Source organism: Streptomyces sp. bgisy159 (genome assembly GCF_057707805.1).
In genome coordinates this window covers 1-12920 of record NZ_JBYIQX010000050.1, presented here as the reverse complement: position 1 = coordinate 12920, position 12920 = coordinate 1, and the positions used below count along the sequence as shown (strand labels likewise).

At 73.0% G+C, this 12920-nt stretch carries 10 protein-coding genes and 1 pseudogene; 7 read left to right on the top strand and 4 right to left on the bottom strand.

Going from position 1 to position 12920, the window contains the following annotated elements:
- The first annotated feature begins 86 nt into the window (after positions 1–86).
- Positions 87–752 carry a DUF4389 domain-containing protein gene (locus AC3ET3_RS31465; protein WP_435613338.1) on the top strand — a complete coding sequence of 222 codons (666 nt, stop codon included), beginning with the start codon at positions 87–89 and terminating at the stop codon, positions 750–752.
- A 33-nt stretch (positions 753–785) separates the two neighbouring features.
- Here the strand turns inward: AC3ET3_RS31465 and AC3ET3_RS31460 are convergent, their stop codons facing one another.
- The 3 genes and pseudogenes from AC3ET3_RS31460 to AC3ET3_RS31450 all read right to left on the bottom strand — a co-directional run bounded on the left by AC3ET3_RS31460 (position 786) and on the right by AC3ET3_RS31450 (position 3964).
- Positions 786–1619 (bottom strand): MBL fold metallo-hydrolase, encoded by an 834-nt coding sequence (locus AC3ET3_RS31460; protein ID WP_435613337.1) that lies wholly within the window; start codon positions 1617–1619, stop codon positions 786–788.
- A gap of 157 nt (positions 1620–1776) precedes the next feature.
- A pseudogene (locus tag AC3ET3_RS31455) lies at positions 1777–2040 on the bottom strand (dihydrodipicolinate synthase family protein); the annotation flags it as partial.
- 100 nt (positions 2041–2140) lie between these two features.
- Positions 2141–3964 (bottom strand): endonuclease/exonuclease/phosphatase family protein, encoded by a 1824-nt coding sequence (locus tag AC3ET3_RS31450; protein ID WP_432139331.1) that lies wholly within the window; start codon positions 3962–3964, stop codon positions 2141–2143.
- Between the two features lie 286 nt (positions 3965–4250).
- Here AC3ET3_RS31450 and AC3ET3_RS31445 point away from each other — a divergent pair, with 286 nt between their 5' ends.
- From AC3ET3_RS31445 to AC3ET3_RS31435, 3 genes are all read left to right on the top strand, one after another.
- On the top strand, positions 4251–5777 hold the full coding sequence (locus AC3ET3_RS31445) for a hypothetical protein (RefSeq protein ID WP_435613336.1): 1527 nt from the start codon (positions 4251–4253) through the stop codon (positions 5775–5777).
- Between the two features lie 502 nt (positions 5778–6279).
- The gene (locus tag AC3ET3_RS31440; RefSeq protein WP_432139333.1) at positions 6280–7716 is read left to right on the top strand and encodes an alkaline phosphatase PhoX; all 1437 of its coding nucleotides are present in this window, start codon (positions 6280–6282) and stop codon (positions 7714–7716) included.
- 245 nt (positions 7717–7961) lie between these two features.
- Positions 7962–8543, top strand: a complete 582-nt coding sequence (locus tag AC3ET3_RS31435; protein ID WP_432158854.1) for a TetR/AcrR family transcriptional regulator — start codon at positions 7962–7964, stop codon at positions 8541–8543.
- A gap of 133 nt (positions 8544–8676) precedes the next feature.
- Here AC3ET3_RS31435 and AC3ET3_RS31430 read toward each other — a convergent pair whose 3' ends face one another.
- On the bottom strand, positions 8677–9861 hold the full coding sequence (locus AC3ET3_RS31430; RefSeq protein WP_432139352.1) for a TerD family protein: 1185 nt from the start codon (positions 9859–9861) through the stop codon (positions 8677–8679).
- Positions 9862–10051: 190 nt separating this feature from the next.
- Here AC3ET3_RS31430 and AC3ET3_RS31425 point away from each other — a divergent pair, with 190 nt between their 5' ends.
- The 3 genes from AC3ET3_RS31425 to AC3ET3_RS31415 are packed head-to-tail and all read left to right on the top strand — an operon-like array spanning position 10052 to position 12872.
- Positions 10052–11203 carry a Gfo/Idh/MocA family protein gene (locus AC3ET3_RS31425; RefSeq protein WP_435613335.1) on the top strand — a complete coding sequence of 384 codons (1152 nt, stop codon included), beginning with the start codon at positions 10052–10054 and terminating at the stop codon, positions 11201–11203.
- Positions 11200–12123, top strand: coding sequence for a DUF6807 domain-containing protein (locus tag AC3ET3_RS31420; protein WP_432139336.1), 924 nt, complete (start codon positions 11200–11202; stop codon positions 12121–12123). The genes AC3ET3_RS31425 and AC3ET3_RS31420 overlap by 4 nt, the downstream gene beginning before the upstream one ends.
- Positions 12117–12872: a cupin domain-containing protein gene (locus AC3ET3_RS31415; protein ID WP_432139337.1), complete on the top strand. Its 756-nt coding sequence runs from the start codon at positions 12117–12119 to the stop codon at positions 12870–12872. The genes AC3ET3_RS31420 and AC3ET3_RS31415 overlap by 7 nt, the downstream gene beginning before the upstream one ends.
- Positions 12873–12920 lie beyond the last annotated feature (48 nt).

The window sequence follows — 12920 nt, the reverse complement described above, 5'->3', positions numbered from 1 at the left end:
CCCCGGGTGCCAGTCTGGGTTCGAAGTCGGCGACCACCTCTGCCGGGCGCCTGACGAGCAGCACGCTCGAAAGGAGCTGCGCCTCCATGATTCCCGTCACCGCCTCAGCCGTGCGTATCGAGGCGTCTCTCGATCCTCGTCTGTCCCGATGGATGTGGCTGGTGAAATGGCTTCTCGCCATTCCGCACTACATCGTGTTGTTCTTCCTGTGGATCGCGTTCATGCTGGTGACCGTCGTCGCGTTCTTCGCGATCCTGATCACCGGCCGGTATCCGCGGTCCCTCTTCGAATTCAACGTCGGCGTGCTGCGCTGGAACTGGCGTGTCAGCTACTACGCCCATACGGCGCTCGGCACGGACCAGTACCCGCCATTCACCCTCAGCGACGTGCCGGACTACCCGGCACGCTTCGACGTCGTCTATCCCGAGCGCCTCTCCCGCGGTCTCGTCCTGGTGAAGTGGTGGCTGCTGGCGATCCCTCAGTACGTCGTCGTCGGGATTCTCGTCGGTGGCTGGGGCAATGACGACAGCTGGCTCTACAGCGGTCTCATTCCCTATCTTTCGCTGGTCGCGGTCGTCATCCTGGCGTTCAGGGCCCGCTATCCGGAACCCCTCTTCGACTTCCTGCTCGGTCTCGTCCGCTGGGCCGCCCGGGTCGCCGTCTATGCCGCGTTGATGACCGACCAGTACCCGCCGTTCCGGTTGGACATGGGCGGGCCGGAGCCGGTGCCGGTGTCCGCGACGACGCCCTGACGCACACGCGTGTCGATCCGGGCACGGCCGGGGTCATCCCGGGCCGCCGGACGCGGGCTGCTGCCCGCCACCGGGCTCGAACCCTGCCAGCATCTGTTCCAGCGCGGCTTGGTCAGGCCCCACGAACGCCGTTTCCCGGGGTGCCGAGCCCAACGTGTCGATCATCGACCCGGTGACTCCCGGTGCCGGCGGCAGATGGGTGGACAGGACGAGTTCCGGCTCTCTGTCCCGCAGCGTCTGGAAGGTGTCGAGGAACTTCTGGACATCCACGTTGTGCACCCAGGGGCTGTCGACCGTGGCCCACAGGAGCTGCGCGGCCCGCAGCTCCTCCCGGCCGATCGCACCGACGTCGTCTGCGTGTGCCAGTTCGGCACTGGGCAGCGGTGCACCGAAGCAGTCGGCGCTGAAGCAGACCCCCGACCGGTCGTCGAAGAGGCCGACGGTGGCCGGGTTGTCGAACAGCGGCGGCCTGAACCCCGTGAGGGTGCGGTCGCCGACATCCAGGGTCTGTCCCGGATTGAACAAGTACAGGCGGTCGAGTGGCAGCGGCCTCTCACAGGACATGAGGCCGGCGGAAAGGTACGTGGTCACGACGCGAGCCTCGGGCGCCGCGGCCAGGAGATCGAATATCCCACCTGTGTGATCACGGTCCGGGTGCGTCAGCCAGATCCACCGCACATCGGCGGGGTCCAGCACGGAACCGACCGCCTCCAGGAAGTTCCTGTCGGGTAGCCCGAGTCCGGTGTCGATGACGACGGGCTGAGAGGCGAGCAGTACGAAGGCGTTCACCGGGAGGTGCCCGATCCCGGGCACCTCAAGGCTGTCGTTCAGGACGCTGATGTCCGGGTGGACCTTGTGAACCGGCATGTCACATCTCCATGCCCCCGGGGTGGTGATCGCGTCGCGGCCTACTCCTCCATCATCGGCCCCTCCCCCCGGGTGCCGCATCCCGGCCGCGGCACCCGGCACAACGAGATCGGACGGGGCACATGGCAGCACAGGGCCGCGGGGCGGGGGTCACGGGTCACGACGGCTGTGTCAGGTGGTCGTACGCCCTGGCCAGGTCGTCGACCGTCCGCGCGTCCGCCGGGCGCAGGGGCGGGCGGACCGGGCCCGCGGGGAGGCCGAGGGTGGTGAGGAGGGCCTTGGCGGTGACCGTGCCGGGGAGCCCGCCGGCCGTCATCGACTCGATGAGGTCCATGGCCCGGTGCTGGAGACGGGTAGCGCCGGCGGTGTCGCCCTCGTCGAACCGGTCGAGGATCTCCCTGATGTGGCGCGGGGCGGCGCTGCCTCGGAGGCGCCGCCGCCGACCGTACCCCGGAGCCCGGCCCCCCGGCGGCTCGCCGCGGGGCCGGGCTCCGGTGATCCGTGGGCCGGTTGCTTGCCGTTTACGGCCGGAACCTCAGCACCTGCGGGTCGTGGTCGCTGATCTGGTCGTGGAACTCGGCGTTGATGTGCACGCTGTCGTAGTCGAAGCAGTGGCGCCGGATCGACGGGCTGACCAGGATCTGGTCCAGGGTCTGGGCGTTGCCCTGGTAGACGTACGAGTAACGCTCGCTGCGGGGCAGCGACTTGATCGCCGACCACAGGGCGCCGTCGGACTCCAGGATCTTCGCCGTGCCGGAGAACTCGAAGTCGTTCATGTCGCCCAGGGCGACGACGTCCGCGTTCCGCTGCTTGGCGAGGATGTCCTTCACGAAGGAGTTGACGGCCACCGCCTGCGCGTGACGCTGGATCTCCGAGCCGCGCGCGGGCGGCTGGTACTGGGCGGTCAGGGACTGGTCGCCGCCCTTGGAGGCGAAGTGGTTGCTGATCACGAAGACCGTTCTGCCGCGGAAGACGAACTCGCCTACCAGCGGCTTGCGGCTGTCCTCCCAGGCCGCGTTCTGCGGGTCGAGGCGACCGGGGGAGACCGTCAGGGCCGCCTTGCCGCGCACCTTGGTGACGCCGGTGGCGGTCGTGGCGTCGCCGCCCGCGCGGTCGGTGAAGGAGACCCGCCGCGGGTTGAAGAGGAACACGTTGCGGATGTTCCCGCCGGGCTGGCCGCCGTCCGTCTTGTCGGCCGGGTCGATGGAACGCCAGTCGTAGCGCGGTCCGCCCGCCTCGACGATCGCGTCGATCAGCTTGTTCACCGTCACGTCGGCGGCGACGGTGCCGTCGTCCGTGGCGCCGTTGTTGTCCTGGATCTCCTCCAGGGACAGGATGTCGGGCGACTTCAGGTTGTCCACGATCGCCGCGGCGTGCGCGCCGAAGCTGTCGTCGCCCGGGTCGAGGTTCTCGACGTTGTAGGTGGCGATCGCCAGCTCGTGCCGGCCCTGCGGCCGGGTCGTCTCCCGGGTGAGGCCGGCCGCCTCCACCGTGCCGATCTCGTTGGCGACCAGGGTGTAGCCGCCGTACTGGTTGTAGTCCAGGGGGCCGGTGGTGGTGCCGGTGAGCGTGTCGCCGACGTCCACGGTCGGGTACGCGGAGACCGGGCCCAGCGACTCGATCTGGAGCCGGCCGGTGTTCTGCGAGTCGTAGGAGCCGTAGACGGTGGCGCCGCGCCGGGAGGCGTGCTCGTGCGGCTTCACCGTGACCCACAGCTCGTGGTACTTGTTGCTGGCGCCGACCACGCGGGTGTCGGTGACCTGGACGTTCATGCCCTCCAGCGACTCGTAGTGATCGAGGGCGTACGTGGTGGGGTCCAGGGGCAGGGCGTTGATCGAGCCGTCGGCGGCCGGGTCGCCCTGCGGGGCGTACGCGTCCGGGACGGATGCCGCGTCGATGACCGTGGCGGCCGGGACCTCGTTGCCGCTGGACACGACCGTGACCGTGGCGCGGGTGAGTTCGGTGACCGCCTGGTTGCCGGACGAGGTGCCGCCGGGGACGTACTCGGAGACCGTGCCGGTGACCGTCACGGAGTCACCGACCGCGACCTTCGGGGCGGAGCCGGTGTAGACGAAGACGCCCTCGCTGGTGGCCGGGTCGCTGTCCGGGTCCGGGTCCTGCATCCAGAATCCCTTGGACGAGCCGTAGCCGCGCACACCAGTGACGATGCCGGTCACGTCGGTGACCTGCCGGCCCGCGTACGGGGAGGTGCGGGTGGTGCCCTGGATGTCGTGTATGCGTACCGAGTCGGCGTGCGCCGGTGTGGTCAGGACGACGGTGGAGGCCGCGGAACAGACGGCGGCGACGGTGAGCGCGGCGAGGCGCGCGGAGGACTTGCTCGGCAACGGATCCCTCCGGGGACGTGTGTGAGCGCCGGGACGAGGGGCGGAACCTCGCGGCCATGCCTGGCGGCCTTGAGGTGTACTTGACACGCGTAGAACCGAGTGAACAGTTGTCCCCCCAACTTCTACGCGCGTCAATCTCCTTCGTCTCCCGGCCACTTGTCAAGGTTTCGGCCATGTACGGCGGCCGTCGAGGAGATGAACCGGGCGGCATGGGTGGAAATCCGTCTAGGCTGAGCGGCTGAGCCGTGACGCGTACGGCTCTTGAGGTGCCCTAGGAGAACGTCCGATGTCAGACAGCTCCCCCCTGCCGCCGGTGCGGCTGACCTCCGAAGCGGAGCTGGCGCGCGACGCGCTGTCCACGCCCCTGCTCGCCCGGGCCGCGAGGCTGGCCCGCTGGGCCGGGCCGGAGACCCGGGTGGACGCCGGCGGCGGCCTGGTCGACGAACAACTGCCCGCGGCCGCCGAGGTGCTCGGCCTGACCGGTGACGACGCCGCCGCCCTCGCGAGCGAGGCCTGGCGGGTCGCCGTCGACACCGGACTGGTGGAGGTGGCCGACGACGAGACCGGCACGGTCACCACCGGCGAGGACCTCGCCCTGCTGACCGGCGGCTCCCCGCACGACGTCCTCGCCGTCTGGCAGAACGCCCTGGAGACCGTGCTCGCCGACGCGAGCGTGCCCGACCTCGACGACCTGGTCGACGCGCTGGACGCCGAGAACCCGGCCGGCCTCGACCTCTCCGCGCTCGACTGGGACCCCGAGGCGGAGGCGGAATTCCTCGACGGCGTCCTCGCCAACCTGTACCTCCTCACCGTCAGCGAGGACGGCCCCGGCGACGGCCCGGTGCCGCTGCCCGCGCTCGCCGCCTCGATGATCGTCCCCGGCGACATGGGCGAGCCCACCAACGACGTCCTGGAGCAGGTCTCCGACGCGATGATGCGCCTCGACGACCAGTTCCGGGTGCTGGAGCCGATCGGCCTGGTCGAGTACCAGCCGGTCGACGAGGCGCTGATGGCCGACGCCGGTGAGGTCACTGACGCCGGTGAGGTCACTGACATCGGCGCGGCGGGTGACGCCGGTGAGGCCTCTGGCGCCGGTGAGGCTCCGACGGCCGGCGCCGGCACGGAGCCCGCCCCTGTCGACGACACCGACGTCTCCCGCTACGGCATGGTCCGCCTCACCCCGCTCGGCCTGCACGGCCTGCGCACCCGGCTGATGGAGGCCGGCTTCACCGCCCCCGTCGTGGGCGCACTCGCCGACAAGGGTGCCGACGCGCTGCTCGACGGCAGCGCGCACTACGGCTCCCGGGCCGCCCGCGCGGAGACCGAGCTGTGGCTCGACCGGCGTGAACCCCTGGCCGCCGCACGCGAGTTGCTCGCCGCCGCGCGCGGCTCCGACTCGGGTGCGCCGCTGCGGCGGCTGCGCTGTCAGCAGGCGCTGTCGCTGGTCGGCGCCCCCGCCGAGCCGGCCCTCCGGGAGGTCCTCGACGACGCCGAGCTGGGCGGTCTCGCCCGGGTCTGGCTCACCGAGCACGGCGCGGCGGACGTTCCGCCGCCCTCGCCGGACCTGGTGTTCTGGCTGACCATCGACACGGTCGCCGCCCAGCTGGCGGCCGAGGGCAACTCCGAGGAGCTGCAGGCACTGGTCGAGGGGCTGGCGGCCCAGCACGACGGCTTCTTCGCGGAGGCCTGGCGGGTCGGGCATCCCGCGACGGCGGACGTGCTGGAGGCGATGGGGCGGCTGCACCCCGACAAGAAGGTGGCCAAGGCAGCACGGAAGGCGGCGTTCAAGGCGCGCTCGCAGCGGGGCGCTTGACGGTGTCCTCGCCGCCCGCGGAGGTCGGCTTCCGGGTGGGGAGTGGGCCCGGCGGGTGGCGTGGGGTGTCCTGGCTTGCGGGGGTACCGGTGGGCGCGTGACGGCGGTGCCGGCCGGGTGCCGTCCTGGCCGGTGCTGTCGCTGGAGAACCCTTCCGGCCACAGCAGCGGGGGCCGTCCGGGGTGTTGGCCGATCCGGCCACAGCAGCGGGGGCCGTCCGGGGGTGTTGGCCGATCCGGCCACAGGGGCGGCGGGTCCTCAGCGAGCGTTGGCCGGGTTCCGGCGCACGGGGTGCCTTGACGGGGGCCTCCGCCGGGCCTGGTTTCCGCCGGTGGAGCGTGGGGCCGGGGCGGGTGCGCGCCGGGGCGGGCCGAGCGCGCAGTTCCCCGGGCACCTCACGGGGCTTCGCCCCGTGTTCAAGCGGGGTTCACGCCCGGCCGGGAGCGTGGCGGCGACTGAGATCCGCCACCTCCCACGGCACCTTCACCGCTCAGGAGACAGCATGTCTTTCACCCGCAGGGACTTCGCCAGGACGTCCGCGATCACCGGTGCCGGGGTCGCGCTGGCCGGCAGTGTCGGGGCGCTCGCCACGGCACCGAACGCGCTCGCGGCCACGGAGGTCGAGAGCGGCCAGGACCGTCATGGCGGCGTCGGCTACGGCCCGCTGGTCCCCGACCCGGACGGGATCCTCGCCCTGCCCGCCGGCTTCAAGTACCGGGTCATCACCTACAGCGGCCGGACGAAGCTGGAGTCGGGTGAGTTCACCCCGCAGAAGCACGACGGCACGGCCGCCTTCGACGGCCCGCGCGGCGCCACCCTGCTCGTCAACAACCACGAACTGAAGGGCCCGCGCTCGAAGTGGGAGCACCCCGTCCCGCTCACCGAGGGCCTCGTCTACGACCCCGCGGCCGCCGGCGGCTGCACGGTCGTCGAGGTGCGCCGCGACGGGCAGGTCGCCGAGTGGGTCGGCATCGCCGGCACCTCCACCAACTGCGCGGGCGGGCGCACCCCCTGGGGCACCTGGCTGACCTGCGAGGAGAACTCCGACAAGGCCGGCGTCAACGGCATGACCAAGGACCACGGCTACGTCTTCGAGGTCGACCCCTGCGACCGGCGCGCCAACCGCGACCCCAAGCCGCTGAAGTTCTTCGGCCGCTACGCCCACGAGGCCGTCGTCGTCGACCCCGGGCGCGGCCACGCCTACCTCACCGAGGACGCCGCCAACCCCAACGGCCTGCTGTACCGCTGGACCCCTCCCCACGGCTTCGAGTACGGGCACGGCCGGTTCCGCGCGCTCGCCGACGATGCCGGTGTCCTCCAGGCGCCCCGCTGCTACGACTCCGGCGGCCGCTTCGTCGACGACCTCTCGCGCGCCACGAGGATCGGCACCGTCTACGGCGTCGACTGGGTCGACGTGCCGGACCGGGACGCGCGCGACACCCCCGTGCGTGAGCAGTTCGGCGGCGACGAGGTCACCCGGGCCCGCAAGCTGGAGGGCATGTGGTGGGGCGACGGCGGCGCCTACATCGTCTCCTCCTTCGCCCGCGCGGAGAGCCCGGTCCAGCACGACGGCCAGGTCTGGTTCTACGACCCGAAGCGCCGCACCCTCACCCTCAAGGTGCTGCTCGGGGTGAACCCCGACCCCGCCGCCGACGGCGCCTTCGACGGCCCCGACAACATCACCGTCTCCCCGTACGGCGGCCTGGTCATCGCCGAGGACGGCGACGGCGTCCAGCACCTCTTCGGCGCCACCGACAGCGGCCGCACCTACCCCATCGCCCGCAACGAGCTGAACATCGGCACCGAGGAGGAGCCCGAGTACAGCGAGTTCGCCGGCGTCACCTTCTCGCCCGACGGCCGGACCCTGTACGCCAGCATCCAGACGCCCGGCATCATGCTCGCCATCACCGGCCCGTGGAAGCGGCACAAGCGCGGCTGAACCTCCTTACCGGGGCCGGGACCCGGATCTCGTGGGAGAACTGAGCGCGGCCCCGGCAGGCGGGCGGCGCGCGCCGGGCACGGAGATCCGTCGGGAGGAGCCTGGCGCGCCTGTCGGCGTGCGCCCCGCCGACGGGTGTGATCCGGCCCGGATACAGTGCGCATGACGTGCGGGGCCCTTCTCCCGCGGAGTTCCGTCAGGAGGGCCCTGGCGGGGAGCCGTGCGCCAGGCGGAGGGAGGACCGGATGACGCGGGCCAGACCCATGCGCGCGGACGCCCGCCGCAACCACGAGCGACTGCTGACGGCCGCCGTGGAGGCGTTCGCGCGATACGGGGAGCGGGCGTCGCTCGACGACATCGCCAAGCGGGCGGGCGTCGGCTCCGGCACCCTGTACCGGCATTTCCCGACCCGGCAGGCGCTGCTGGAGGCCGCCTACACCGACCGCGTCGAGGCGCTCGCCGCCCGCGCCGACGACCTCGCGCGGCGGCTGCCGCCGGGGGAGGCGCTGCGGGAGTGGCTGTACGAACTGTGCGCCGGCAGCGTCCAGGTGCGCGGCCTGAAGTCCCTGCTCGGCTCCGCCGTCACCGACGGCGGCGGACCGGTGGACTCCCCCTGCGGCACCGCCGTCACCGGCGCGGCGGCCCGGCTCCTCGACGCGGCCCGCCGGGAGGGCACCGTACGTGCCGACCTGACACCCGTCGAACTCCTGCGCCTCGCCCACGCCGTCACCACGGCCTGCGAGCTCGGCCACGGGGAGCCCGGCGCCGTCCGCCGCTATCTGACCCTGGTGACGCAGGGGCTGGGGCCGACCGCCGCGCGGGGCTGAGAGCCGCCCGCCCGAGACATGGCCCCGCGCCTGGAGGGGGGCGGGGATCGGCGCGCACTGATCGCATTTCGTGGTGCCGGGGGAGAGTGCGGCAGGGGCGCCCCGGCCCAGGGCGCCCCTGCCGTAGGGAGGACTACAGCGCCTCCGCCGCCGGCTTCACCATGTTGCGGACCGTGCGGGCCTTCACGAAGTCGCCCATCGCCGTCATCTCCCACTCGCCGGAGAACTGGCGGATGAGCTTGGCCATCATGACGCCGGTCTGCGGCTCGGCGTTGGTGAGGTCGAAGCGGACCAGTTCCTCGCCGGTGGTGGCGTCGAGGAGGCGGCAGTAGGCCTTGGCGACCTCGGTGAACTTCTGGCCGGAGAAGGAGTTGACGGTGAAGACGAGGCCGGTGACCTCCTGGGGGAGGCGGCCGAGGTCGACGGTGATGACCTCGTCGTCGCCGCCGCCCTCGCCGGTGAGGTTGTCGCCGGAGTGGCGCACGGCGCCGCCGACGATGCTCAGCTTGCCGAAGTAGCAGCTGTCGACGTGGTTGCGCTGCGGGCCGTACGCGATGACCGAGGCGTCCAGGTCGATGCTCTTGCCGCGGTACGCCGGCTCCCAGCCGAGGCCCATCTGGACCTGGGAGAGCAGCGGGCGGCCGCCCTTGACCAGGGACACCGTCTGGTTCTTCTGGAGGCTGACGCGGCCCTTGTCCAGGTTGATCTTCCCCGCTCCCGGTGCGGGCGGTGCGGGCGGCATGGGCGGCATGGGCGGGGTCACCGGCGCCTGGGCCGCCGGCGGGGCGGGGGGCGCCGCGGGCTGCGCGGCCGGCTGGGCGGCCGGTTCCTCGACCGTCACGCCGAAGTCGGTCGCGATGCCGGCCAGGCCGTTGGCGTACCCCTGGCCGACCGCGCGTGCCTTCCAGACGCCGCCCCGCAGATAGATCTCCACGACCACCAGCGCGGTCTCGGCGCCCAGTTGCGGCGGCGTGAACGTGGCCAGCACGCTGTTGTCGGCGGCGTCGCGGATCGTCGCCGTCGGCTCGACGCCCTGGAAGGTCTGGCCGGCCGCGTCCGGGCTCGCCGTGACGACGATCTTCTCGATGCCCGGGGGCACGGCCGACGTGTCGACCGTGATCGCGTCGGGGGCCGTGCCGCCGCCCGAGCGGTAGGTCACGCCGGGGCCGGTCGGCTGGTTGTAGAAGATGAAGTCGTCGTCGGAGCGCACCTTGCCGTCGGCGGTGAGCAGCAGGCCCGATACGTCGAGCCGCACCGGCGCGGCGACGTCCACCGTCACACGCGCGGCGGAGAGAGGGATGTTCGAGCCGGGGGTCATAGCTGTCATGACCCGAGAACGACTGAGCCCGCTTTACCGTTCCCTTACCGTCCGCCGATCGGGCGCCCGCCCATATTCCGCCTGCCGGGGCTTGTTCCGGCACTCGTCGGGCGCCTAGGGTCCTCCCTGGCGGGCAAGCGCTTTCTACGCTTTGTCCCCGACCGACGCAGAACCGCCCGAGGAGCGCCGCATGCCGTTGCCCCCCGCCCGTCGCCGTGCCGCCGTCATCGGCACCGGCGCCATCGTCGCCGGCAGCCATCTGCCCGCGCTCGCCGCGCACGCCGACCGGGTCGAGCTGGTCGCCGCCGTCGACGTCGACGAGGACCGGCTGGACGCCTTCCGGGCCCTCGCCGCCGAGCAGGGGCAGCGGGTCGCCGGGTTCACCGCCACGGACGCCATGCTGGACGCCGTACACCCCGATCTCGTACTGATCGGCACACCGCCCGCCCTGCACCGGGAGCAGACCGTCGCGGCGCTGGCGGCCGGGGCCTGGGTGCTGTGCGAGAAGCCGCTGTGCCTGTCGCTCGCCGAGTACGACGAGATAGCGGCGGCCGAGGAGTCCTCCGGGGCGTACGCCTCCGTGGTGTTCCAGCACCGCTACGGCTCCGGCGCCGTCCACGCGCGCGAGCTGATCGCGAGCGGCGAGCTGGGCGCGCCGCGGGTCGCGCACTGCCAGACCACCTGGCACCGGGACGCCGGCTACTACGCCGTACCGTGGCGCGGCCGGTGGGCCTCCGAGGGCGGCGGGCCGACCATGGGGCACGGCATCCACCAGTACGACCTGATGCTGCACCTGCTCGGCGAGTGGGAGGAGATCCGCGCCATGGCCGCGCGGCTGGTCCACGACACCGAGAGCGAGGACGTCTCCACCGCCCTCGTCCGGTTCCGCGGCGGCGCGCTCGCCACCGTCGTCAACAGCGTGCTCTCCCCGGACGAGGTCAGCCGGATCCGCGTCGACTGCGCCGACGCCACCGTCGAGCTGACCCATCTGTACGGGCACACCGACGACGACTGGGTCTACACCCCCGCCCCGCACGTCGACGCCGCACGCGCCGCGGCCTGGCGCCGCCCCGGACCCGGCGTGCCCAGCTCGCACGCCGCCCAGCTCGGCGCCCTCCTCGACGCCCTCGACGCCGGCGTACGACCGCCCGGCAGCGGCCCCGAGGCCCGCGCCACCCTGGAGTTCGCCGCCGCCCTGTACAAGGCCGCGTTCACCGGGCAGCCGGTCCGCGCGGGGGAGATCGGGCCGGGCGACCCGTTCCACCGCGCCATGCACGGCGGCCACCCCGACTGGGCACCCGGGGCCGGCCGGGAACCCGTCGGGGAAGGCAGGGCCGCATGAGCATCCGCGTCACCCACGTGCACGGCGAGCACCTCGCCGTCGCCGCGGCCGGAACCGAGATCCTCCGCTACGTCTACCGCCCCGACCCCGACCCCTTCGAGTCCCGCAAGCCGTACGCCCACCCGCTGCGCACCCTCGCCGGGCACACGGTCACCGGCTACCGGCCGAACGACCACCGCTGGCACAAGGGCCTGCAGATGACCGCCAGCCACCTGTCCGGGCAGAACTTCTGGGGCGGCAACTCCTACGTCCACGGGCGGGGCTACCTGCGGCTGCCCGAGCGGGTCGGGTCGATGCGGCACGACGGGTTCCCGGTCCTCGCCGCCGAGGACGACCGGCTCACCGTCGCCGAGGACCTGGTGTGGGTCGCCCACGGCGGCCGGGAGTGGGCGCGCGAGGAGCGCGGCATCGTCGTGCACTCCGTCGACGAGGAGGCCGGCTCCTGGGCCCTCGACTGGTCGATCCGGCTCACCAACCTGCGCTCCGAACCGCTCGTCTTCGGCTCCCCGACCACCGCGGGCCGCGAGATGGCCGGGTACACGGGGCTGCAGTGGCGCGGGCCGCGCGACTTCACCGGGGGCGACGTGCTCGCCCCGGGGTCCGGCTCCGGCGCCGGGGAGCTGATGGGCAGCCAGAGCCCGTGGCTCGCCTTCACCGCCGAGCACGACGACGTCGACGCCCGCTCCACCGTCGTGTTCGCGCACGCCCCCGAGAACCTCGACCCGGCGCACGCCGTCCACGCGTCGCACTGGTTCGTGCGCTCCCGGCCCTTCCCGACCGTCGCGTTCTCCTGGGCCTTCTTCGAGGAGTTCCGGCTGCCGCCCGGGGCGTCCTTCGACTACCGCTACCGGGTGGTGATCGCCGACGGGGCCTGGGACGAGGAGCGGATCGCCGCCCACCTGAAGGGTCTGGCGTGGTGAGCGGGCTGCCCCATCCGCTGCCCGGCGCGGTCGGGCTGTCCCACCTGACCGCCTACCCGTGGGAGGCCGCCGACGGGGTCTGCGGCGGCAGCCCGCACCTGCACCTGGTGTGCACCGAGGCGTACGTCGTCACAGGCGGGCGGGGCGCGGTGCAGACGCTGAGCCCGGACGGCTACCGCGACATCCCGCTGGCGCCGGGCTCGGTCGCCTGGTTCACTCCGGGCACCGTCCACCGCATGGTGCGGGGCGACGGGCTGCGGATCACCGTCCTGATGCAGAACAGCGGGCTGCCGGAGGCCGGGGACGCCGTGTTCACCTTCCCGCCCGAGGTGCTCGCCGACCCGCGGTGGTACGCGGCCGAGGCGGCCCTGCCGCCGGGCACCGGCCCCGGCACCGAGGCGGCGGCCCGGCGGCGCAGGGACCTCGCCGTCGAGGGCCATCTCGTGCTGCGCGAGGCCCTGCTGGACGGCGACACCGGCCCGCTCCTCGGCTTCCAGCGCGCCGCGGCCCGCCTCGTGCGCCACCGGGTGCCCACCTGGCGGGCGCTGTGGCGGGCGGGCGCCCTGGCCGCCGCCGAGCGCACCGGCGCGCAGCTCGACGCGCTGGCGGCCGGCGAACCGGCGTACCTCGCCGACGCCACCGCCCACGAGGCCACACCCACCCGCCTCGGCGGCTACGGCATGTGCGGCCGGCGCGACGAGTACGCGCTGCCGGGGACGACACTGCCGTACGGGGCCCCTGAGCCCTGACCCGCCGCGGCACTCTGTCGCAAGGGCCGTGGAACTCTGTCGGAAGGG